The 22,820-nt window shown below is 56.7% G+C and carries 17 protein-coding genes and 1 riboswitch; of the genes, 5 read left to right on the forward strand and 12 right to left on the reverse strand.

What is annotated here, in order from left to right:
* Positions 1 to 423 precede the first annotated feature (423 nt).
* Both murI and btuB read right to left on the reverse strand, forming a co-directional pair.
* Positions 424 to 1,275, reverse strand: coding sequence for a glutamate racemase (gene murI / locus F3I47_RS20775; protein ID WP_009087991.1), 852 nt, complete (start codon positions 1,273 to 1,275; stop codon positions 424 to 426).
* A complete protein-coding gene (btuB, locus tag F3I47_RS20780; RefSeq protein WP_150030390.1) occupies positions 1,220 to 3,100 on the reverse strand; it encodes a TonB-dependent vitamin B12 receptor BtuB in 1,881 nt (626 codons plus the stop codon). Before btuB ends, murI begins: the two co-directional genes overlap by 56 nt.
* Positions 3,101 to 3,170: 70 nt before the next feature.
* Positions 3,171 to 3,353, reverse strand: a riboswitch (cobalamin riboswitch).
* Positions 3,354 to 3,463: 110 nt separating this feature from the next.
* Here btuB and trmA point away from each other — a divergent pair.
* A complete protein-coding gene (gene trmA / locus F3I47_RS20785; protein ID WP_009087993.1) occupies positions 3,464 to 4,567 on the forward strand; it encodes a tRNA (uridine(54)-C5)-methyltransferase TrmA in 1,104 nt (367 codons plus the stop codon).
* 40 nt (positions 4,568 to 4,607) lie between these two features.
* Here trmA and F3I47_RS20790 read toward each other — a convergent pair whose 3' ends face one another.
* Positions 4,608 to 4,961: a YijD family membrane protein gene (locus F3I47_RS20790; RefSeq protein WP_009087994.1), complete on the reverse strand. Its 354-nt coding sequence runs from the start codon at positions 4,959 to 4,961 to the stop codon at positions 4,608 to 4,610.
* A gap of 17 nt (positions 4,962 to 4,978) precedes the next feature.
* Positions 4,979 to 5,623 (reverse strand): HTH-type transcriptional repressor FabR, encoded by a 645-nt coding sequence (fabR, locus tag F3I47_RS20795; RefSeq protein ID WP_009087996.1) that lies wholly within the window; start codon positions 5,621 to 5,623, stop codon positions 4,979 to 4,981.
* A 192-nt stretch (positions 5,624 to 5,815) separates the two neighbouring features.
* On the opposite strand from fabR, the gene sthA reads away from it, so the two are divergent.
* A complete protein-coding gene (gene sthA, locus F3I47_RS20800) occupies positions 5,816 to 7,216 on the forward strand; it encodes a Si-specific NAD(P)(+) transhydrogenase (protein ID WP_009087998.1) in 1,401 nt (466 codons plus the stop codon).
* Here sthA and oxyR read toward each other — a convergent pair.
* Entirely contained in the window at positions 7,199 to 8,116 is a 918-nt protein-coding gene (oxyR, locus tag F3I47_RS20805; RefSeq protein WP_009088000.1) for a DNA-binding transcriptional regulator OxyR, read from the reverse strand. The genes sthA and oxyR overlap by 18 nt on opposite strands.
* 122 nt (positions 8,117 to 8,238) lie before the next feature.
* On the opposite strand from oxyR, the gene F3I47_RS20810 reads away from it, so the two are divergent.
* Positions 8,239 to 8,973 carry a glutathione peroxidase gene (locus F3I47_RS20810; RefSeq protein WP_140029930.1) on the forward strand — a complete coding sequence of 245 codons (735 nt, stop codon included), beginning with the start codon at positions 8,239 to 8,241 and terminating at the stop codon, positions 8,971 to 8,973.
* Between the two features lie 120 nt (positions 8,974 to 9,093).
* Here F3I47_RS20810 and argH read toward each other — a convergent pair whose 3' ends face one another.
* The 4 genes from argH to argC form a co-directional block, all read right to left on the reverse strand.
* Positions 9,094 to 10,467, reverse strand: a complete 1,374-nt coding sequence (argH, locus tag F3I47_RS20815; protein WP_150030389.1) for an argininosuccinate lyase — start codon at positions 10,465 to 10,467, stop codon at positions 9,094 to 9,096.
* Between the two features lie 91 nt (positions 10,468 to 10,558).
* Complete coding sequence (locus F3I47_RS20820) at positions 10,559 to 11,779, reverse strand: argininosuccinate synthase (RefSeq protein ID WP_150030388.1); 1,221 nt, start codon at positions 11,777 to 11,779, stop codon at positions 10,559 to 10,561.
* 24 nt (positions 11,780 to 11,803) lie between these two features.
* Entirely contained in the window at positions 11,804 to 12,580 is a 777-nt protein-coding gene (gene argB, locus F3I47_RS20825) for an acetylglutamate kinase (RefSeq protein WP_150030387.1), read from the reverse strand.
* Positions 12,581 to 12,594: 14 nt separating this feature from the next.
* Positions 12,595 to 13,599 (reverse strand): N-acetyl-gamma-glutamyl-phosphate reductase, encoded by a 1,005-nt coding sequence (gene argC / locus F3I47_RS20830; protein WP_150030386.1) that lies wholly within the window; start codon positions 13,597 to 13,599, stop codon positions 12,595 to 12,597.
* Between the two features lie 167 nt (positions 13,600 to 13,766).
* On the opposite strand from argC, the gene argE reads away from it, so the two are divergent.
* The gene (gene argE / locus F3I47_RS20835; RefSeq protein WP_009088011.1) at positions 13,767 to 14,915 is read left to right on the forward strand and encodes an acetylornithine deacetylase; all 1,149 of its coding nucleotides are present in this window, start codon (positions 13,767 to 13,769) and stop codon (positions 14,913 to 14,915) included.
* A gap of 353 nt (positions 14,916 to 15,268) precedes the next feature.
* Positions 15,269 to 17,920 carry a phosphoenolpyruvate carboxylase gene (ppc, locus tag F3I47_RS20840; RefSeq protein ID WP_111208715.1) on the forward strand — a complete coding sequence of 884 codons (2,652 nt, stop codon included), beginning with the start codon at positions 15,269 to 15,271 and terminating at the stop codon, positions 17,918 to 17,920.
* Between the two features lie 93 nt (positions 17,921 to 18,013).
* Here ppc and metF read toward each other — a convergent pair whose 3' ends face one another.
* From metF to metB, 3 genes are all read right to left on the reverse strand, one after another.
* Positions 18,014 to 18,913 carry a methylenetetrahydrofolate reductase gene (gene metF, locus F3I47_RS20845; protein ID WP_150030385.1) on the reverse strand — a complete coding sequence of 300 codons (900 nt, stop codon included), beginning with the start codon at positions 18,911 to 18,913 and terminating at the stop codon, positions 18,014 to 18,016.
* Between the two features lie 199 nt (positions 18,914 to 19,112).
* Positions 19,113 to 21,548, reverse strand: coding sequence for a bifunctional aspartate kinase/homoserine dehydrogenase II (locus tag F3I47_RS20850; protein WP_150030384.1), 2,436 nt, complete (start codon positions 21,546 to 21,548; stop codon positions 19,113 to 19,115).
* Between the two features lie 2 nt (positions 21,549 to 21,550).
* On the reverse strand, positions 21,551 to 22,711 hold the full coding sequence (metB, locus tag F3I47_RS20855) for a cystathionine gamma-synthase (RefSeq protein ID WP_009088017.1): 1,161 nt from the start codon (positions 22,709 to 22,711) through the stop codon (positions 21,551 to 21,553).
* Between the last annotated feature and the right edge of the window lie 109 nt (positions 22,712 to 22,820).

The raw sequence follows: 22,820 nt of genomic DNA on the forward strand, positions 1-22,820 counted from the left end.
TGAGCCATGATCAAACTCTTCAATTTAAAGTTTGATTTGCTGAAACGAGTTCAGCGGTGCTCATCTGTAAAACGTCATAATGAATTTCATTATGTGTTCACTCGTGAGGCTTTGATATTTTTGTGCGTCCAAGGACGCTGATATCAATCCTGCGAGTGCCCACACAGATTGTCTGATAAATTGTTAAAGAGCAGTGCCGCGTTTTCCTGCGGCGCGGGCTGCGTATATTACGCTTTCCGCATTGTCAGTCAAGCATTTATTTTCGCTTAACTCACTGGTTCGTATGATTTCGAACCACTTAACGCGACGCTTCGTAAGCCGTTGTGCCGTGTCAGTGGAGGCGCATTATAGGGAGTTCTCGGAGGCTGACAAGTGCTAATTTCAAATAAAATTCCGAGTGCTGTTTTTTTCAGCTAAAAGCCCCTAAAGCGCCAGTTTTTCCAGCAACGGGAAGCCATAACGGTGTAAAACGGGTGATAATTGTACCGCTTCGCCATCCAGCTCCGTACAGAACGCGACGTTCTGCTGTGAGGAACGCACCTCAGGTGCTTCATGCTCCAGCAGCCAGACCGTACGTCGGGCGATTGCCGCACCGGAATCAATCAGGCGCGTTCCTTCCGGCAGGACCTGTTGCAGCTCTTCACGCAGTAAAGGAAAGTGAGTGCAGCCTAAAACCACCGTGTCAGGCGGTTCCGCCATCCGCAGCCATGGCTGAACAATACGCCTTACTTCATCCAGTGCCACTTCCCCGCCGTGCAGCTTGGCTTCTGCCAGCTCCACCAGCTCCGCCGATCCCAGCATCTCAATTTTGCAGGAGCCAGCAAACTGTGCCACCAGCTCATGGGTATAAGGACGGCGAACGGTTGCTCTTGTCGCCAGCAAGCCCACGACACCATTACGCGTCAGGCGCGCAGCCGGTTTAATCGCCGGAACGACGCCTACAACAGGAAACGAAAAGTGTTCACGCAATGCAGGCAGCGAAACCGTGCTGGCGGTATTGCAGGCGATGATGACTAATGAGAGAGGCGTGCGGCGGGTAATGGCCTCAACGATGGCGACCACCCGCTCCACGATAAAGGATTCGCTTTTCTCACCATAAGGGAAGCCGGCGTTATCGAAGGCGTAGAGATAATGAAGATCCGGCAGTAGCTGACGGACCTCATCATAGACAGAAAGCCCACCGACGCCGGAGTCAAATACCAGCACGGTGGGTCGCAAATCAGAAGCTGTAGCTGCCGCTGAGGTAATACTCTCGTCCTGGAGTCTGATAGCCATACGCTGTCTCGTAATCTTTATCGAACAGGTTGGCAATTCTACCACGAACTGTGAGTTGTGAAGTGACAGGATATGAGACGGCGAGATCCCACAGACTGACGCCACCTTCCCTGACGCGGCGGCTGGGCGTGCTGTTGAAATCCGTATCGTAGCGGTCGCCCAGATAGTGATAGGTCACAGACCAGTCCGCGTCATACAGCGTCCAGTCGAGCTGATACTTCACCTGCTGTTTTGCCCGGCGAACCAGCGGCTGATTGGTGCTGCCATCCCGCGCATCGACATAATCATAAGAGAGCTGATGCGTCAGTGGCCCGGTATCAAAGCCTGCCGTCGCTTCCACGCCTTTAATACGCGCCTGCTTAATGTTGTAGTACCGGAAGGTCGCCGGATCGCCATCAATCAGGTTATCGATGTCATTGCGGTAGCCCGACACGCGCCAGCTGACCGGCCCGCTCAGCCCTTCAAAGCCGCCTTCCCACTGTTTACTTTTTTCCGGTTCGAGGTCCCGATTACCATAAACCGGGCTGTAAACCTGTGACAGATTCGGCGCTTTAAAGGCGGTGCCATAAGAGGCGAAGGCACGGTAGCCCGAGATAAACTCCCAGGAAGCTGCCATCTGCCAGGTGTTATGCCAGCCGAACTGATTGTTATCGTCACCGCGTACCGCCCCTTCCAGCGTAACCGTGCCGAACTGCTGCTGGCCGGTCAGGTAGAGGCCGGTGTTACGCTGCTCATACCCCTCTGACAGAAAATTGGTGCCTGGCTCAGTGGTCTCTTTCTGCCAGTCGACACCCCCACTCACCGCGCCCTGCCCCATCTGCACCGTGTTGCCCCACTGCAGATTGTACTGCGTGACATCATCAAACGTAGAAGCCGGGCCGTAGCGGCCATTGCGCGGGTCGTAGTTGATATCTTTGGTATGGCCATAGCTGGCGATGAGCTGAGTCGAGTAGAAATCACGGTTAAAGCGTAAACCGGTGTCCCAGGTCTGACTGTAAAGCTGACGGGTGTCCGGCAGACCGATGATGTTGATGTAACTCTCATCGTAGCTGTATGCCCCGTCATAGGCGGTGCGGTTATCAAATCCGTAGCCGCGCACAAACCCACTCAGCTCATCGCTGAACTGATGCTCAAGATTGCCATAGAGGGTTTTGCTCATGAATCCGTCGCGATCGTGCTGTGCCGGGCCATAATTACTGGGATAGCCCGCCACCACATCATATCCTCTGGTGTAGGTATAGTTGCCTGCCAGGGTCAGCGTGGTGGCGTCGCTCAGCCTCTGCTGGGTAGAGCCATCATAAGATTGATAGCCATTGGAGCCCATGCCCGCCGTCAGCGTGGTTCCCGGCTGCGACCGGCCGGTGATGATATTAATTACGCCGCCAATGGCATCAGAACCGTAGACGGCAGAACGCGCCCCGCGGATATATTCGATACGCTGCACCAGGGTCAGCGGAATCTGGCTGAGATCGGACGAACCACTGATTCCGGCCTGATTAAGCCGGATGCCATCAATCAGGATCAGGACATGGCGGGACTCGGTGCCGCGAATAAACAGGGAGCTCTGCTGACCTAACCCACCGTTTTGCGCCACATCGACACCCGGCAGGCGGCGCATCACATCCGCCAGGCTTTTAGCCTGCCAGCGCTCAATCTCATCGCGCGTCACGACGGTGGTGGGGGCCAGCACGCCGGAGACAGGTTCGGCAAAACGGTTAGCGGTCACGATTTGCGTCTCATCATTTGCCTGAGCAAACCCGTTTTGCGCCCAGAGAGAAGCCGCCGTTGCGCTCAGAGCGAACAGCGATGCACTTTTTTTTATCATTTTTAAATCGCATCCATAAGACGAAGCAGGATGCCGCAGGCCGACAATCGATAGCACGCGATGATTGTACGAGTAGCGACGTTACACCGGCAGGTCTTCGGGCTGGGAACCATAAATGATGATGACTTCCCATCCCGCAGGACAGTGTCTGCCATTGCACTCATCACGACATTCCTTACCGCTGCGCGTCAGCTCCAGATTTACACTGGATTCCCTATTAACTCAGGCTGAGGCCGGCGTCTGCAGTCTACGGAGTGGCGATTCGGAAGTCCAGATAGCCGGGAATCATCTCTCTGCGGGACTGGACATCAGCAAGTGAATGCCTACAATCGCCCGCTGGTAAGCTATTAATCAGGATTGCTCATGACACCCGAACATCTCCCCATTGAAGAGTATGACGCACAGCTGGCGGAAAAAGTCAGTCGTTTAGAGACGATGATGACGCCGTTTGCTGCGCCTGACGTGGAGGTGTTCCGTTCACCGGTCAGCCACTATCGGATGCGCGCAGAGTTCCGGCTGTGGCACGACGGTGATGACATCTATCACATCATCTTCGATCAGCAGACGCGCGAACGGATCCGTGTCGATCAGTTCCCTGCGGCCAGCCAGCTGATCAATCAGCTGATGCCAAAGATGATCGCCGCGATCCGCGATAACCGTACTCTGCGCCACAAGCTGTTCCAGATCGACTATCTCTCAACCCTGAGCAATCAGATTGTCATTTCGCTGCTCTACCACCGCAAGCTGGACGACGAGTGGCAGCAGGCTGCCGCTGCGCTGCGCGATCGGCTGCGTGCCGAAGGGCTGGATGTGCAGCTGATTGGCCGCGCGACCAAAACCAAAATCTGTCTCGATCGCGACTACGTTGACGAACGTCTGCCGGTGGCGGGCCGCGAGCTTATCTATCGCCAGGTCGAAAACAGTTTTACCCAGCCTAACGCGGCAATGAATATTCAGATGCTGGAGTGGGCGCTGGATGTCACCCGGGATTCACAGGGGGATTTGCTGGAACTCTACTGCGGCAACGGTAACTTCTCGCTGGCGCTGGCACGCAATTTCCGCCGTGTACTGGCCACGGAAATCGCCAAACCTTCCGTGGCATCGGCGCAATATAATATCGCCGCTAACCAGATCGATAATGTGCAGATCATTCGCATGGCGGCGGAAGAATTTACCCAGGCGATGAACGGTGTCCGCAGCTTTAATCGTCTGGAAGGCATTGATCTGACCAGCTACGACTGCGAGACGATTTTTGTCGATCCGCCGCGCAGCGGACTGGATGATGAGACGGTGAAGATGGTGCAGGCTTATCCGCGCATCCTCTATATCTCCTGCAATCCTCAGACCCTGAGCGACAACCTGCAGACGCTGGCGCAAACGCACGACGTCGCGCGCCTGGCGCTGTTTGACCAGTTCCCTTACACCCATCATATGGAATGCGGTGTTCTGCTGACGCGTAAAGCCTGAAGCGGAAACAAAAACGGGAACCCTGCGGTTCCCGTTTTCTTTACTGATTACGTTTGCGCTTAAATCGCGTTGCAATCCAGAACACCAGCGCCACCATCAGAACGGTGGGAATGAAGTTGGAGCCCATGTCCGGGTATTCTGCCCGCACCAGCGCGCTGTAAACCAGAATTCCCAGCAGGAAAAAGGCGGCTGCCAGGCCCGGCATCCCCTCCGGCATGTTGGTGTTGAGGTAACGCTGATGCAGACACCAGGCCGCCAGGCCCAGTGCAATCAGCGGAAAAATGGAAAAGGGAACAAAGGCGCTGAACAGCACAGAAAACGAGCCGTTAATCGCTAAGCCGGTAATAAAAGCCAGTGCCAGTGTGCCTTTATCGCGGGAAGCCGGGTGGGTCATGGACGGATCCTTACTCATTACTCTTCGGGTTTTTCCAGGGTAACCGCGAGACGCTCCTGCTCCCGGCGGTACCAGTAATAGGCGCCTTTGGCGATCATACGCAGCTGTAACACCAGCCGATCCTCAAGCTTACGACGCTGCTCAGCATCAACATCCAGTGCTTCTGCACCGGCGCTGAAGACAATGGTCACCATCGCCTCAGCCTGCGCTTCGGTAAAACTGCGCGGCATGCGATTTTCGACCTCAAGATAGTCAGCCAGTTCAGCGATAAAGTGCTGAATTTCACGCGCCACGGCGGCACGGAAAGCGGCGGAGGTGCCGGAACGTTCACGCAGTAACAGGCGGAAAGCGTTGGGGTTGTTGCCGATGAACTCCATAAAGGTCGACACCGACGTTTTAATGATGCTGCCGCCTTTGGCGATACGCTGGCGCGCCTGGCGCATCAGCTGTCGCAGCATGAGTCCGCTTTCATCCACCATCGTCAGGCCCAGCTCATCGACATCCTTGAAATGACGATAAAAGGAGGTGGGTGCGATACCTGCCTCGCGGGCAACTTCCCGCAGACTCAGGCTGGCAAAACTGCGTTCGGCGCTGAGCTGACTGAACGCTGCTTCAATCAGTGTACGTCGTGTACGTTCTTTTTGTTGCGCTCTGACGCCCATTCTCTCTGCCTTTAGCGGTGTTAGGCAGGCACTATATCAAAAATTTCAGCGTACAGATTGGCAATCTTTGTCACCGCCTGTGAACCTCACTCTTTGTCAAACTGTGATGAAAATCGCTGATAGAATTCAGAAGTGCGCGACGAGATGTTAGAATCTCGTTGTAAAAATGTATAAATAATAGGACGTATCGGTATGCAAAAGTCTTACGATTACGATGCCATTGTGATTGGCTCAGGGCCCGGCGGTGAAGGGGCGGCGATGGGGCTGGTAAAACAGGGAGCGCGCATCGCCGTGATCGAACGCTACCATAACATCGGCGGCGGCTGTACCCACTGGGGCACCATCCCCTCTAAAGCTCTCCGTCACGCCGTCAGTCGCATTATCGAATTTAATCAGAACCCGCTTTACAGCGATCACACCCGACTCCTTCGCTCCTCTTTTGCCGACATTCTCAATCACACGGAAAACGTGATCAGCCAGCAGACGGCCATGCGTCAGGGCTTCTACGAGCGTAACCGCTGCGAACTGTACCAGGGCGATGCGCATTTTGTTGATGCCAACACCATTGAGATTGAACAACCTGATGGGACGCGTGAGCGGCTGACGGCAGAGAAATTTGTCATCGCCTGTGGTTCACGTCCTTACCATCCTGACGATGTCGACTTTACCCATCCCCGCGTCTATGACTCAGACTCCATTCTCAACCTGCATCACGAACCGGGACACGTCATCATTTATGGCGCCGGCGTGATTGGCTGTGAATACGCCTCGATTTTTCGCGGCCTGAACGTCAAGGTTGACCTGATCAATACCCGCGATCGTCTGCTGGCGTTCCTCGATCAGGAGATGTCTGATTCGCTCTCCTACCACTTCTGGAACAGCGGCGTGGTGATTCGTCACAACGAAGAGTTTGAGAAGATTGAGGGCGTGGAAGATGGCGTCATCATCCACCTGAAATCCGGCAAGAAAGTGAAAGCGGACTGCCTGCTTTACGCCAACGGCCGAACCGGCAACACCGATTCCCTGTCGCTGGAAAATGTCGGTCTGGAAGCGGATGGCCGCGGCCTGCTGAAAGTCAACAGCATGTATCAGACCGCGCAGCCGCACATCTATGCGGTCGGTGACGTGATTGGCTATCCGAGTCTGGCCTCTGCCGCCTACGATCAGGGCCGCATTGCCGCGCAGGCGATTATTAAAGGAGAAGCGTCAGCGCATCTGATTGAAGATATCCCGACCGGTATCTACACCATTCCGGAAATCAGCTCCGTGGGCAAAACCGAGCAGCAGCTGACCGCCATGAAAGTGCCCTATGAAGTGGGACGCGCGCAGTTCAAACATCTGGCGCGGGCGCAGATTGTGGGGATGAACGTCGGCAGCCTGAAGATCCTGTTCCATCGGGAAACCAAAGAGATTCTGGGGATACACTGCTTTGGTGAGCGTGCCGCCGAGATTATTCACATCGGTCAGGCGATCATGGAGCAGAAAAATGGTGGCAACACGATTGAGTACTTCGTGAATACCACCTTTAACTATCCGACGATGGCGGAAGCCTATCGCGTGGCGGCGTTAAACGGCCTAAACCGCCTGTTTTAACGTCGTGTCGAGATAGTGCTGCATGTGGGTTTTGATTGCTTCTGCCAGCTGTTCATAACGGCTGCGCAGAGGCGAACCCGGCCGATAGACCAGCGCAATCGTGCGTTGTGGTACCGGCTTATAGCACGGAAGATAGCAGACCCCATCGCGGATACGTTCCGGCGGAACCGCCAGCGCTGGTAACAGCGTAATGCCGCTGCCTGCTGCCACCATATTGCGCAGCGTTTCCAGACTGGTTGCCCTGAAATGGGTGTCTTCGTCGGCACCCGCCTCAAAACAGAATCCCATCGCCTGGTCACGCAGACAGTGCCCATCTTCCAGCATCAGTAATTTCTCGCCCGCCAGATCGGACATCGGTACCCGATCGCGGTCGCGCCACGGATGATCTTCGTAGATCGCCAGCTTCATCGGTTCATCAAACAGCGGAACCTCAATAAAGGCCTGGCTCTCTTTAACCAGCGCCACAATCGCGCAGTCCAGTTTGCCGCTGTCGAGCTGTGCCAGCAGCTGCTGCGTCTGCGCTTCATGCAGATACATTTCCAGTTTCGGGAACGTCTGGTGCAGCATCGGGATAATCTGTGGCAACAGGTAGGGGCCGGTGGTCGGGATAAGGCCGATATGCAGCGGGCCTGACATCGCTTCCCCTTGCTGACTGGCCATCTCTTTCAGCACTTTTACTTCACGCAAAACCGTGCGCGCCTGATCCACCAGCAGCAAACCGGCCTGGGTAAACAGCACTTTACGGCTGGTACGCTCCAGCAGCATCACACCCAGCTCATCTTCCAGCTTGCGGATCTGCCCGCTTAACGTTGGCTGACTGACATGACACGCATCTGCCGCACGGCGGAAATGGCGATATTCAGCAAGTGAGACCAGATATTCAAGATCACGAATATTCATTATTACCCTCCAAACCACGATAGCCCGTGGCGATAGATAGAATAGCAATGAACGATTGGCCCTATCAAGGGCGGTTCGGAATAATGCGCGCATCAAATGGAAAGGGGTTATCAGGAGAAAAAATGTTTGCAAGTCAGGAAGGTAAAGCCATTCCGTCCGTCACGTTTCATACGCGCCAGGACGATCGCTGGGTCGATGTCACCACAGAATCGCTGTTCAAAGACAAAACGGTGATTGTTTTTTCCCTGCCGGGTGCCTTTACCCCTACCTGCTCATCCAGTCATCTGCCGCGTTACAACGAACTAGCGGGCCTGTTTGCCCAACATGGCGTGGACACGATTCTCTGCGTCTCGGTCAATGACACCTTCGTGATGAACGCCTGGAAAGCCGAACAGCGGGCAGACAATATTACCTTCATTCCTGATGGCAACGGCGAGTTCACCCGAGGTATGGAGATGCTGGTTGAGAAAGCCGATCTCGGTTTTGGCCCGCGCTCATGGCGCTACTCCATGCTGGTACGCAACGGCGTGGTGGAGAAAATGTTCGTTGAGCCGAACAAGCCTGGCGACCCCTTTGAGGTCTCCGATGCCGACACCATGCTGCGCTATCTGGCCCCGGAGTGCAAAGCACAGGAGTCAGTCTCCATCTTTACAAAACCTGGCTGCATCTTCTGCGCCCAGGCAAAACAGATGCTGATGGATCATGGCATCCAGTATGAAGAAATTGTGCTGGGTCAGGATGCCACAACCGTAAGTCTGCGTGCCGTATCAGGCCGGGCGACGGTGCCGCAGATTTTCATGGGCGGTCGTCATATTGGCGGCAGTGAGGATCTGCAGCAGTTCCTGCTGTCAGCGTAAGAGAATCTTAGCGTCGGCCGGGAGAGCGGGCGCTCTGATGATGTGCCTATAATAAAGTAGTAATTCTGAAGCTAGAGGTTAGCGGGCATCTGTTGTGCCCGCCTTTTTTTTGCCTGCGGATTATGCCAGCCGCTGCTTCGCCTCACCGATGGCGCGGGCAACCTGCTGTGGCGAGACGCCCCCCTGCGCATTACGTTTATCCAGACAGGATTGCAGTGCCAGAATCGGATAGACATCGTCGTCAATCACCGCACTGAACTGCTGTAACTGTGCCAGCGACAGGGCTTCCAGCGCCACACCCTGCCCGATGGCCGCTACCACGACCTCGCCGACGATGTGGTGAGCTTCACGGAACGGCACACCTTTAGCGACCAGATAGTCGGCCAGTTCAGTGGAGTTTGCGTAGCCCTGCTCTGCGGCTTCCTGGCAGCGCGGACGTTTCACCTGCAGGCCATCCAGCACCAGCACGGACATGTGCAGACAGTCGAGCCAGGTGTCCAGCGCGTCAAACAGCCCCTCTTTGTCTTCCTGCATATCTTTGTTGTACGCCAGCGGCAGACCTTTCAGCGTCATCATCATGCCGGTCAGTGCGCCCTGCACCCGACCGCATTTGCCACGAATCAGCTCCAGCGCATCAGGGTTTTTCTTCTGCGGCATCAGCGATGAGCCGGAAGTGACTTTGTCTGACAGCTCGATAAAGCCCGCTTCACCGGTGTTGAAGAAGATCATATCTTCGGCGAAGCGCGACAGATGAACCATGCCGATCGCCGCATCAGAGAGCAGCTCCAGAACATGATCGCGATCGGAGACGGTGTCGAGACTGTTACGCGTGGCGGAGGCAAAACCCAGCCAGCCTGCCAGCTGCTGACGATCGATTTCGTAGGCCGTTCCGGCCAGTGCGCCGCAGCCCAGCGGGCTGACATCGAGACGCTTCAGGGTATCCTGCAGACGGCTCTCATCACGCGCCAGCATTTCCACATAGGCCAGACACCAGTGCGCGAAGGTCACCGGCTGCGCACGCTGCAAATGGGTGTAGCCCGGCATCACTGCATCCTGATTCGCTTCCGCAGTGACGACCAGCGCCTGCTGCAGATCGCGTGTCGCGCCCAGCAATGCCTCAACCTGCATCTTGCACCAGAGTTTCAGATCGGTCGCGACCTGATCGTTACGGCTGCGGCCGGTATGCAGTTTTTTACCCAGCGCACCCACTTTGTCGATCAGCTGTCCTTCAACCCAGCTGTGAATATCTTCGGCGTCGCTCTGCAGAATCTGCTCAGGATTCTCGCGCACTTCACCCAGCAACGTATTCAGGGCCGCTTCCAGCTGCTGCTGCTCATCCTGAGTCAGCACGTTTACCGTCACCAGCGCTTTGGACCAGGCAACAGAGCCAATAATGTCCTGCTCTGCCAGGCGGTAATCGAAGCGCAGCGAGTCGTTGAACTGTTTAAAACGTTGATCCGCTGCCTGAGTAAACCGTCCACCCCAAAGTGCCATGTGAAAACTCCTCTGAATCGTTAAACAAGGGGCGGCATAAATGCCGCCCCTGGATTGAATCTGTGAGGCGAGGCGCACCTCGCCTGAAATATTACTTCTTCTTCTGCTCGTTCAGCGCACGGATACGTGAAGAGAGCGAGAACAGACGGATAAAGCCGCCTGCATGACGGTGGTCGTAAACCTCATCTTCGCCAAAGGTGGCGAACTCTTCCGAGTAGAGGCTGTTAGCCGAGCGTTTCTGAGTGGCTGTCGCGTGGCCTTTGTAGAGCTGCACCACAACTTCACCATTTACCTCTTCCGCCAGCGATTCGGCAGCAGCCTGAATCGACTTACGCAGTGGGGCAAACCAGCGACCGTCATAGACCACATAGGACATCTCGTGGCCGAGCTGCTCGCGCCATTTGAAGCTGTCGCGATCCAGTACCAGCTGTTCAACGGCACGCAGCGCGCTGATCATGATGGTGCCGCCCGGGGTTTCGTAGCAGCCACGGGACTTAATCCCGACCAGACGGTTTTCCACGATGTCGATACGGCCGACACCATGTTTTGCGCCCAGCACGTTGAGTTTTTCCAGACACTGGAACGGGCTCAGTTTTTCGCCGTTAACGGCCACAACCCGGCCTTTCTCGACGGTCACGGTCACCTCTTCAGGCTGATCGGGCGCCTCCAGCGGATCGACGGTCCAGACCCAGCAATCTTTATTCGGCGCATTGGCCGGGCTCTCCAGCACGCCGCCTTCGGTAGAGATATGCCAGGCGTTTTCATCACGGCTGTAGATCTTTTCCAGTGAGGCGGTCGTCGGGATATTGCGCTCTTTCAGGTAGTCCAGCAGCGCTTCACGTGAACGCAGGTTCCATTCACGCCACGGGGCAACCACTTTCAGCTGCGGTGCCAGGGCGGTATAGGTGGTTTCGAAACGCACCTGGTCATTCCCTTTACCGGTTGCACCGTGGCACAGCGCATCCGCGCCTACTTTCAGTGCCAGTTCAACCTGCGCTTTCGCGATGATAGGACGGGCCATCGAGGTGCCGAGCAGATAGGTGCCTTCATAGAGCGCACCGGTCTGCAGCACCGGGTAAACGTAGTCGCTGATAAACTCTTCACGCAGGTCGACAACGTGGCATTCCGAGGCGCCAGACTGCAGCGCTTTCTTCTCAACACCTTCCAGATCGCCACGCTCCTGACCGATATCCGCCACAAAAGCGACCACTTCACAGCCACCGTAGTTCTCTTTCAGCCATGGAATGATTGCCGAGGTATCAAGACCACCGGAGTAAGCCAGAACGATTTTTTTGATGTTTTGCGTTTGCATTTCGTAATCCTTGAATCAGAGTCGTTAAGCGAGAATCCGGGTGCCAATTGACACGCCGTTAAACAGGTCAGGCAGCCGCTCAGCGTGACGCCAGCTGGCGATATCGACCGGGCGGCCCAGCGTACGCGCGGCATCCAGCGCCGCGTGCACTTTCACAATCATGCCATCGGTAATAATGCCCTGGGTAATCAGCTGCTCCGCTTTGTCAGCGGTCATCTCTTCGATGCGCTGACCTTTGCCGTCGAGAATACCACTCACGTCGGAGAGCAGAACTAAATCCGCGCCCAGCGTTGAAGCCAGTGCCGTCGCCGCCTGATCGGCGTTGACGTTCATCAGTTCGCCGCCCTCAGTGATGCCAATAGAGCTCACCACCGGCATGTAACCCGCCGCCAGCAGCGTATTCAGCAGTGCCGGGTCGCCTGGCATGGCGTGGCCCACATGGCCAAGTTCCGGATCGAAGGCGGTGACATTCACGATGCCCGCATCACCCAGGCAGAGGCCAACCGCGTTGATGCCTGATTTTTTCGACCAGGCCAGCAGGGTTTTATTGGCGGTTCCCGCCAGCGCACCGGTAATGATGTCGATCTGATCGGCTGGGGTGACGCGCAGGCCATTTTTCTTCATCACCGGCAGCGACAGCTTTTTCATCAGCTCGTCCACCAGGCAACCGCCGCCGTGGACAATGATCAGTGGACGCTGATGGGTGCTGCGATATTTCAGCAGCGCTTCAAACAAGCGGGCCAGCGCTTCTTCGCTGTCCAGCAGCACACCGCCCAGTTTGATAATCAATGGATTGGTCATGGTTTATTTGTCCGTTAAATCAGTGACTGCGTTTCTGGGAAGCCGAACCGGATGTTCAGGCACTGCACCGCCTGTGATGCCGCACCCTTCAGCAGATTGTCTTCGGCTGCCACGACAATCAGATGCTCGCCCTGCATCTCAAATCCGATGTCGCAGTAAGGCAGGCCCACGACGGCTTTCAGCGCCGGCACACCCTGGTCATAGAAACGCACCAGCGGCTTATTGTCATAAGCGCGATGGAAAACGGCGGCAATATCTTCGCGGCTGACAGCCGCTTTCAGACGGCAGGTAATGGTCGCCAGGATACCGCGCGGGAAGCTGCCCAGATGTGGGGTGAAGATCACCGGGGTGCCAAGGTGGGCCACAATCTCCGGATGATGACGATGATTGAACAGGCCGTAAGGCTGCAGGCTCACTTCGCAGAAGCTGGTGCCGACATTGGCTTTACGGCCGGCACCGCTCACGCCACTGGTGGCATTGATGACCGGCCACTGCGCGTCGTTTAGCAGCCCGGCATCCACCAGCGGTTTCAGCGCCAGCTGCGCGGCGGTCGGATAGCAACCCGGCACGGCCACCAGCTGCGCCTGCTGGATGTTTTCATGCTGATATTCCGCCAGGCCGTAAACGGCTTTGTCCAGCCAGTCGCCATGCTGATGGGTGAAGCCATAGAAGCGAGTGTAGAACTCAGCGTCATTGACCCGGAAAGCGCCCGACAGGTCGAACACCACACAACCCGCCTTAAGAAATTCCGGAGCCAGATCGTGGCTGACTTCATGTGCCGTCGCCAGAAAGACCACATCCACTTTGTCTGCCCACTCCGCCGCGCTGCTCAGTGGCTGCAGCGGAAGATCCACCACGCCTTTCAGCTGCGGATGAAGATCGGACAAGCGCTTACCTGCATCAGGGCTTTGCGCCGAAACCGCTAAAGCGGTTATGTTGATATGTGGATGACGATTCAGGAAGGTGGCAAGCTCTACTCCAGCATAACCACTGGCACCAACGATCAGCGTATTCAACATCAGGCTGTAACCCCTTTTACAGTCGCACGTCCCGGGCCGCGGCCTTGCCCCGTAACCCACTCAGTCTTCTGCAGTGATTTAAGGTTTCCTTGCAGAGGACGTTAATGTATTTTTATTCACTATTAATGCATGAATATGGATACATCCTAACCCAAGGACCGTCAACAGTGAAGACAAAATTACCGCCTTTTATTGAACTCTACCGCCAGTTAATCGCCACACCGTCGATCAGCGCAACCGATGCGGCTCTGGATCAGAGTAATGAAACTTTAATCAATTTGCTGGCAGGCTGGTTTCGTGACCTCGGCTTCAGCGTGGAAGTGCAGCCTGTACCCGGCACCCGCAATAAATTTAATATGCTGGCGCGGACCGGAACCGGCGCGGGCGGCCTGCTGTTAGCCGGGCATACCGATACCGTTCCCTTTGATGATGGCCGCTGGACACGCGATCCCTTTACCCTGACCGAGCACGACAACAAGCTCTATGGCTTGGGTACGGCAGACATGAAAGGTTTCTTCGCCTTTATTCTCGATACGCTGCGGGATGTGGATGTCAGCACCCTCAGCAAGCCGCTCTATATTCTTGCCACGGCCGATGAAGAGACTACGATGGCCGGCGCGAAATATTTCTCTGAATCGACGCAGCTGCGCCCCGACTGCGCCATCATCGGTGAACCGACATCACTCAAGCCGGTGCGGGCACATAAAGGACACCTGTCGAATGTGATCCGTATTGAAGGGAAATCGGGCCATTCCAGCGATCCGGCACGCGGCGTGAACGCCATTGAACTGATGCATGAGTCGATTACCCATCTGATGCAACTGCGCACGACCCTGCAGGAACGTTATCACCATGATGGCTTTGCCATCCCTTATCCCACCATGAACTTCGGCCATATTCATGGCGGTGATGCCGCTAACCGTATCTGCGCCTGCTGTGAACTGCATATGGATATTCGTCCGCTGCCGGGCCTGTCGCTCAGCGATCTGGATGGGCTGCTTAACGAGGCGCTGGCACCGGTCAGCGCACGCTGGCCAGGCCGTGTCACGGTGGCCGAACTCCATCCGCCGATTCCCGGCTATGAGTGTCCGGCGAATCATGAGCTGGTGAGTGTGGTGGAAAAACTGCTGGGCACGCCGACCGAAATCGTCAACTACTGCACCGAAGCCCCTTTTATTCAGCAGCTCTGTCCGACGCTGGTGCTGGGGCCAGGGTCCATTAATCAGGCCCATCAGCCAGATGAATTTATTGATACTGCATTTATCAAGCCGACACGGGCGCTTATCAGTCAGGTTGTGCAGCATTTCTGTCACTGATTGACAGTAAATGGGGCATTTCACTGTATTAACAGTAAAATGCCCCCTCATTCTGCGGGATTTACCAATAAGAATAACTTATCCCGCTTTGTTCCCGATAAATTCTTCGAATTTCCGTTATTTAGCGACCTGTTCAGCCCACTTTAACGCATTTGACGAACGCAACATTACGTGGCTAGATAAAAGACGTTGTTATGCCCACCGGGTGACTATCCAGAACGTTTCAGAATGCTGACAGGCGGCAACGGAGCCGGTTCCCTGTAGATTAGCGGGAGCAGAACGTTGCCGATTTTTCTGCTGCCTGAAAGGTCGGGTGTAGAAGTTTTTCAAGACGATAAGGGTGTCAGGGTCCAATGAACGAACAATATTCCGCAATGCGAAGTAATGTCAGTATGCTCGGCAAACTGCTCGGGGATACGATTAAGGAAGCTCTGGGCGAGAACATCCTCGACCAGGTTGAAGCCATCCGTAAGCTCTCCAAGTCATCCCGTGCAGGCAATGACACACATCGTAAAGAACTGCTCAATACGCTGCAGAATCTCTCCAACGAAGAGCTTCTGCCGGTTGCACGCGCCTTCAGCCAGTTTCTTAACCTCACCAACGTGGCCGAGCAGTATCAGACCATTTCGCAGAGTGGCGAAGGGGCAAATCACCCGGAACTGCTGAAAAAGACCTTTGAGACCCTGAAACAGCAGAAAGATATCCGCGAAAGCGACATTCTGGCGGCCATTGAGTCGCTGTCGCTGGAGCTGGTGCTGACCGCGCATCCGACCGAAATCACCCGCCGTACGCTGATTCACAAGCTGGTCGAAGTTAACAGCTGCCTGAAACAGCTCGACCATAGCGACGTCTCTGACTACGAACGTAACCAGATTATGCGCCGCCTGCGCCAGCTGGTCGCGCAGGCATGGCACACCGATGAAATCCGCAAATACCGTCCGACCCCTATCGATGAAGCCAAATGGGGCTTTGCCGTAGTGGAAAACAGCCTGTGGGAAGGCGTTCCCGCCTTTCTGCGTGAGCTGAACGAACAGGTAGAAGAGGCGTTTGGCATTAAGCTGCCGGTGGATTTCGTCCCGGTCCGGTTCACCTCCTGGATGGGCGGCGACCGCGACGGAAACCCGAATGTGACGGCGTCGATCACCCGTCATGCGATGCAGCTGAGCCGCTGGAAAGCCACTGACCTGTTCCTGCGCGATATCGGCGTGTTGATCTCCGAGCTGTCGATGTCGGAGTGCAGCGATGAGATCCGTGAACTCAGCGGCGATCCGGAAGCGATCGAACCTTATCGTGTGATCCTGAAGCGTCTGCGCAGCCAGCTCATGAGCACCCAGTCATTCCTGGAACATCGCCTGAAAGGCGAGCGTCTGCCGCGTCCGGCCGACCTGCTGGTCTCCAACGATCAGCTGTGGGACCCGCTGTTTGCCATCTACGAGTCGCTGCAGCAGTGCGGCATGGGCATTATCGCCAACGGTCAGCTACTTGATACGCTGCGCCGCGTGAAATGTTTTGGCGTGCCGCTGGTGCGTATCGATCTGCGTCAGGAGAGCACCCGTCACACCGAAGCAATTGCCGAAGTCACCCGCTATCTGGGACTGGGCGACTATGAAAGCTGGTCTGAAGCGGACAAGCAGGCCTTCCTGATCCGTGAGCTGAACTCTAAGCGTCCTCTGCTGCCGCGCAGCTGGGAACCCAGCGACGAGACGCGTGAAGTGCTGGAAACCTGCCGCGTCGCGGCTGAAGCGCCACAGGGCTCCATCGCCGCCTACGTGATCTCAATGGCGAAAACCCCGTCTGACGTGCTGGCCGTGCATCTGCTGCTGAAAGAAGCGGGCATCAGCTATGCGATGCCGGTTGCACCGCTGTTTGAAACTCTGGATGACCTGAACAACGCCAATGATGTGATGAGCCAGCTGCTGAGCATCGACTGGTATCGCGGCTTTATTCAGGGCAAACAGATGGTGATGATTGGCTACTCTGACTCGGCGAAAGATGCCGGTGTGATGGCCGCCAGCTGGGCGCAATATCAGGCGCAGGATGCACTGATCAAAACCTGCGAGAAAGCGGGCATCTCCCTGACCCTGTTCCACGGACGCGGCGGCAGCATTGGCCGTGGCGGCGCACCGGCTCATGCCGCGCTGCTGTCGCAGCCGCCAGGAAGTCTGCGCGGCGGTCTGCGCGTCACCGAACAGGGCGAGATGATTCGCTTCAAATATGGTTTACCGGCCGTCACCATCGCCAGTCTGTCGCTCTATACCGGCGCAATTCTGGAAGCGAACCTGATGCCACCGCCGGAGCCAAAACGCGAATGGCGTGACATCATGAATCAGCTCTCCGCTGACTCCTGTGCGATGTATCGGGGTTATGTGCGTGAAAATGCCGACTTCGTTCCCTACTTCCGTTCAGCCACGCCGGAGCAGGAGCTGGGTAAATTACCGCTCGGCTCACGCCCGGCTAAACGTCGCCCGACCGGCGGCGTGGAGTCGCTGCGTGCCATCCCATGGATTTTCGCCTGGACGCAGAACCGTCTGATGCTGCCTGCCTGGCTGGGTGCCGGTGCGGCCCTGCAGCAGGCGATGGCGGCAGGTCATCAGGATCAGCTGGAAGCAATGTGCCGTGACTGGCCTTTCTTCTCTACCCGCCTGGGGATGCTGGAGATGGTGTTCGCAAAAGCGGACCTGTGGCTGGCAGAGTATTACGATCAGCGTCTGGTCGACAAATCCCTCTGGCCGCTGGGCAAGCAGTTGCGCGATCAGCTTGATGCCGATATCAAAGCGGTGCTGACCATCGCCAACGACTCGCACCTGATGGCCGACCAGCCGTGGATTGCCGAGTCAATTGCGTTGCGTAACGTCTACACCGACCCGCTTAACGTCCTTCAGGCGGAACTGCTGCATCGTTCACGCGCACAGGAAGCACGCGGCGATGAGCCGGATCCGCGCGTTGAGCAGGCCCTGATGGTGACCATTGCGGGCGTGGCAGCAGGCATGCGTAACACCGGTTAGCGCGCAGGCGCGGCGTAGCGTCCGCGCCCTCTGAACGTCGCCATAAAAAAAGTCGGGACTGTCCCGACTTTTTTATTGCCTGAAGGAGAGCGGTTAAGCCGCCACCGCAACCGGACGCACGCCCAGCGTGTGGCAGATGGCGTAACTCATTTCAGCGCGGTTCAGCGTGTAGAAATGAAAATCTTTCACCCCTTCGCGTGACAGGATTTTCACCATGTCCATCGCGATGTTTGCCCCGACCATTTTCCGTGTTTCCGGGTCCTCATCCAGTCCGGCAAACATCGCGTTCATCCAGCCCGGCACGCGCACATTGGTCAGCGTGGCAAAGCGTTGCAGCTGTTTAAAGTTAGAAACCGGCAGAATGCCCGGCACAATTTCAACGTCGATGCCGGTCGCGACACAGCGATCGCGGAAGCGTAAATAGCTTTCCACGTCGAAGAAAAACTGGGTAATGGCGCGGCTTGCGCCTGCATCGATTTTTCGCTTCAGGTTAATCAGATCGGCCTGGGCACTTTTCGCTTCGGGATGGACTTCCGGATAGGCCGCGACGGAGATATCAAAATCGCCGACCTCTTTCAGCAACGCCACCAGATCGCTGCCGTACATCTCCGGCCTGCCGCCTCCCTCTGGCAGATCGCCCCGCAGCGCCACAATGTGACGGATGCCGTTATACCAGTAATCCTGGGCGATGGCGCGCAGTTCATCGCGGGTGGCATCAACACAGGTGAGATGAGGGGCCGCCTCCAGACCGGTGCGATCTTTAATGCCTTTGATAATGCTATGCGTGCGGTCGCGCTCGCCTGAGTTAGCACCGTAGGTGACAGAAACAAATTTCGGTTTCAGGCTGCTCAGACGGTCGATGGAACGCCACAGGGTCTCTTCCATTTCACCAGACCGCGGTGGGAAGAACTCAAATGAGACGTTAATGCGCCCGTTCAGCTCAGCCAGGCTCTGGTTTAGCGCTTCGCGCTGATTGGCATGAAAGAAACTCATCCTGCATCCTCATCGGTTAAAAACTGGACCGCGAACATCTGAACGTTTAGACGTCCAGATGTTCAAAATGGCCCAATCCGATCGTGCCGTCAACGAATAAATCGTGAACAGCGATGATCAATTTTCAACCAGCATGAAAGAGATTCAACAGGCAGCGGTAACGCATTGAAAACAGGCGCCGAAGCGCCTGAGGGGAGGACTAGAGCAGTTGTGCGAGGCGATTGATATCTGACTGGATAGCACCGGCGGTGACATCCCGGCCTGCGCCCGGCCCGCGAATTACCAGCGGGTTGTCGCGATACCAGCGGCTCTCAATGGCGAAGACATTGTCGCAGGGCAGCAGCGAGGCCAGCGGATGTTCCGGACGAACCGCTTCAACCCCGACGCGCGCCTTGCCGTTGGCATCAAAACGGGCAACATAACGCAGCACGAGATCCATCTCCCGCGCCGCTTCCAGTCGCTGCAGCATCTGCTCATTCAGCTCATCGCCATTTTCGAAGAAATGGTCAACCGAGCCCTGCTGGCAGTTGTCTGGCACCAGCGATTCAACCCGCACCTGATCCGGCTCGATGTTATAGCCCGCCTCACGCGCCAGGATCACCAGTTTGCGCATCACATCCTGCCCTGAGAGATCGGCCCGCGGATCGGGTTCGGTCAGGCCCTGCTGCCACGCCTGATCCACCAGCTCGGTGAAGGGCACCGTGCCGTCAAACTGCAGGAACAGCCATGACAGCGTGCCGGAGAAGATCCCGCTGATCGCCAGGATGGTATCACCGCTGTCACGCAGATCGCGCACCGTATAGTTGATCGGCAGACCTGCACCGACAGTGGCGTTATAGAGCCAGTGACGCCCGGTTTTGGTAAAAGCATCACGGATTTGCCGCCAGGTCTGGCTGTCTGATGCACCGGCCACTTTATTGGCGCTGATGACATGGAAACCGTGGCTGGCAAAGTCGAGATACTGCTGCGCCAGCGGCGTACTGGCGGTGACATCCAGCACCACTAAATCATCAAACGGATGGGCGCGCATCCACAGGAACAGCGACTCTTCGTCACGCTCCACCGCTTCATCGTCAAAGAAGGCCAGCGCACGGCTGGCATCCAGTCCCTCATAACTCAGCAGGCTGCGACGGCTGTCCACCACACCCGCCAGCACAAATTCAAAGCCGGTACGCGCTGAGAGCGTTTCCTGATCGCGGGCAAACAGCTCCAGCCAGCGTGAGCCGATATTGCCTTTGCCAAACAGCATCAGGCCGATACGCTTTTCTGCACGGAACAGTGACTGATGCAATCCCTGAATCAGATGCTGAGTGGGACCGACACGCAGCACCGCGACCACGCTGATGTGCTCTTCAGACTGCCAGATAAATTCAACGGGTTGATCTTTTAACTGCTGCCAGAAGCGATGGGTATGCAGCGGATTGCGGGTCACGCCTGCGCCTACCAGCGCCACCAGCGCCAGGCCGTCACGCAGCTGCAGATGGCCCGGCAGTCCGGCATCCTGCAGCAGCGTAAAGGCGCTGTTGACCACTTCAGAGGTGTAACAGAGCTGCAGCAGCTGGCGGTCAGGATGGACGCCAAACGCCAGCGGACGCAGCTGTGCCCGCTTCAGCAGCAGGTCGATCTCTTTGTGCAGGATGGCGAAGTCATGCTGCTCCGGCAGCTGGATTTCAATCAGACAGACATCATCATGACTGGTCACGATGCGTGCGCCGGTTCCGGAGGCCAGCACCCGTTCGATGCGGGTGGAACCCTGCTCCGGCTGATAACTGCAGCGCAGCTGCAGGTCGATATCGCTGCCGGAAACCGGCTGCAGGGTGCGGGTATGCAGCACCGGGGCCGCCAGACGCGCCAGCTCACTGGCTTCGTCCAGCCTTAACAGCGGCAGCAGACAGGCATCAGAAACTTTGCGTGGATCGGCGCTGTAGACGCCCGCCACATCGCTCCAGATCGTGACCCGTCCCACACCTGCCAGCGCACCAATCTGCGTGGCGGAGTAGTCGGAACCGTTGCGGCCAAGCAGGACGGTTTCACCCGCATCATTGCGGCTGATAAAGCCGGTCACCACGATGCGCTGATGCGGATGCTGTGCCAGCAGGGTCTGCAGCAGCGGCCAGGATTTGCCTTCATCGACCTGCGGCTGGGCCGCACGTTCAGCACGCAGAAACTCACGCGCATCCAGCCAGCAGGCCTGCATGTCGCGCTGACTCAGCACCGCTGCCATCAGGCGCGCCGACCAGAGTTCACCGTGGCCGACCACTTCGGCGTAGACCGCATCGGTTATCGGTCCATCCAGCAGCGCGGCCAGCTTTTCCAGGTCACGAATAAATGCCGCGGTTAAGGGTTCCGCCATCTCAGCAGGCAGCAGCGCACCGATCAGTTCGCTCTGGTAACGCCGTAAAGCCTGTTGCACCTGGTGCGCGGAGAGCCGGTCGCTCTGGCTCAGCTTCAGCCAGCTAATCAGCTGGTTGGTGGTCGAGCCAGCCGCAGAGACCACCATCATGTCGCCCGGCTGACTGTAATCCGCCATGATGCTGGCCACACGCTGATAGCAGCGTGCGTCGGCCAGGCTACTGCCGCCAAATTTATGCAACTGCCTGATAGTCGGCGTTCCCGTGCCTGCTGAAATCGTCATGCTTAACCCTCGGCTGCGACCCGGAATGCATTATCCAGATCGGCAATTAAATCTTCGTGATCTTCAATACCAACAGAAACCCGCAGTAGCGTATCGGAAATGCCCGCTGCAGCGCGTGCCTCTGCCGACATCCCCGCGTGCGTCATGGTGGCGGTGTGGGAGATCAGACTCTCAACGCCACCCAGCGATTCCGCCAGCGTAAACAGCCGCAGCGCTTTCAGGAAGCGGCGCAGCAGCGCCTCGTCACCGTCAACCTCGAAACTCAGCATGGCGCCAAAGCCGCGCTGCTGACGAACGGCATGTTCGTGTCCGGCGTTCTCCGGCAGCGAAGGATGATACAACTTTTTCACCCGTTTCTGCTGCTTCAGATACTCCACAATTGCCAGCGCATTGCGCTGCGCCGCTGCGATGCGTGGTGAAAGTGTGCGAATCCCACGCAGCAGCAGGTAGCTATCAAAGGCCGCGCCCGTGACGCCAATGTTGTTTGCCCACCAGGCCAGGTCCGTCGCCAGCTGCGGATCTTTAGCAATCACCGCGCCTGCCACCACGTCGGAATGACCGTTGAGATATTTCGTACAGGAGTGGATCACCAGGTCTGCCCCCAGCGCCAGCGGATTCTGCAGGGCCGGACTCATAAAGGTGTTATCCACCACGCTGATGGCACCCGCCGCCCGGGCAGCGGTGCAAATCGCGCTGATATCCACCACGCGCAGCAGTGGATTGCTGGGGCTTTCGATCAGCACCAGTTTAGGTTTCTCATCCAGTGCCGCCTGCAGTGCCACCGGATCGCCCTGATCAACAAATTTCACCCGATATGCGCCGCGCTTATTCATGCTGTCAAACAGCCGATAGCTGCCACCATAGCAGTCATGTGGCGCAACCAGCAGATCGCCAGGCTTCAGGAACACCGTCGTCACCAGATGAATCGCCGACATCCCGGTATTGGTTAATACCGCGCCCGCACCGCCTTCCAGTTCCGCCAGCGTACGCTGCACGACATCACGCGTGGGGTTACCCCGACGGGAATAGTCATGCGCACGAGGCTCATTAAAATCCAGGAAGTTATAGGTTGTGGAAAGATGGATAGGCGGGACAACGCAGCCATACTGTTCGTCATCATTCAAACCGCTACGCACTGCGATGGTTGCCGGTTTACGCGTCATGAGCGAATTGTTCCTGAAAAGTGAATAAAATGTGGCTCACAGAATATCACCCTCTAATTAGACGTCAATACATCTGGACATCTAAATGTCTTTGCGTATAGATTGAGCA

This window comes from Pantoea sp. M_10 (assembly GCF_008631515.1).
GTDB classification, from domain to species: domain Bacteria; phylum Pseudomonadota; class Gammaproteobacteria; order Enterobacterales; family Enterobacteriaceae; genus Pantoea; species Pantoea anthophila.

Excerpts from the sequence above, each read along its gene's own strand:
- murI (WP_009087991.1), bottom strand. The coding sequence starts at position 1,275 with ATGGCTATCAGACTCCAGGACGAGAGTATTACCTCAGCGGCAGCTACA.
- btuB (WP_150030390.1), bottom strand. The coding sequence starts at position 3,100 with ATGATAAAAAAAAGTGCATCGCTGTTCGCTCTGAGCGCAACGGCGGCT.
- trmA (WP_009087993.1), top strand. The coding sequence starts at position 3,464 with ATGACACCCGAACATCTCCCCATTGAAGAGTATGACGCACAGCTGGCG.
- F3I47_RS20790 (WP_009087994.1), bottom strand. The coding sequence starts at position 4,961 with ATGACCCACCCGGCTTCCCGCGATAAAGGCACACTGGCACTGGCTTTT.
- fabR (WP_009087996.1), bottom strand. The coding sequence starts at position 5,623 with ATGGGCGTCAGAGCGCAACAAAAAGAACGTACACGACGTACACTGATT.
- sthA (WP_009087998.1), top strand. The coding sequence starts at position 5,816 with ATGCAAAAGTCTTACGATTACGATGCCATTGTGATTGGCTCAGGGCCC.
- oxyR (WP_009088000.1), bottom strand. The coding sequence starts at position 8,116 with ATGAATATTCGTGATCTTGAATATCTGGTCTCACTTGCTGAATATCGC.
- F3I47_RS20810 (WP_140029930.1), top strand. The coding sequence starts at position 8,239 with ATGTTTGCAAGTCAGGAAGGTAAAGCCATTCCGTCCGTCACGTTTCAT.
- argH (WP_150030389.1), bottom strand. The coding sequence starts at position 10,467 with ATGGCACTTTGGGGTGGACGGTTTACTCAGGCAGCGGATCAACGTTTT.
- F3I47_RS20820 (WP_150030388.1), bottom strand. The coding sequence starts at position 11,779 with ATGCAAACGCAAAACATCAAAAAAATCGTTCTGGCTTACTCCGGTGGT.
- argB (WP_150030387.1), bottom strand. The coding sequence starts at position 12,580 with ATGACCAATCCATTGATTATCAAACTGGGCGGTGTGCTGCTGGACAGC.
- argC (WP_150030386.1), bottom strand. The coding sequence starts at position 13,599 with ATGTTGAATACGCTGATCGTTGGTGCCAGTGGTTATGCTGGAGTAGAG.
- ppc (WP_111208715.1), top strand. The coding sequence starts at position 15,269 with ATGAACGAACAATATTCCGCAATGCGAAGTAATGTCAGTATGCTCGGC.
- metF (WP_150030385.1), bottom strand. The coding sequence starts at position 18,913 with ATGAGTTTCTTTCATGCCAATCAGCGCGAAGCGCTAAACCAGAGCCTG.
- F3I47_RS20850 (WP_150030384.1), bottom strand. The coding sequence starts at position 21,548 with ATGACGATTTCAGCAGGCACGGGAACGCCGACTATCAGGCAGTTGCAT.
- metB (WP_009088017.1), bottom strand. The coding sequence starts at position 22,711 with ATGACGCGTAAACCGGCAACCATCGCAGTGCGTAGCGGTTTGAATGAT.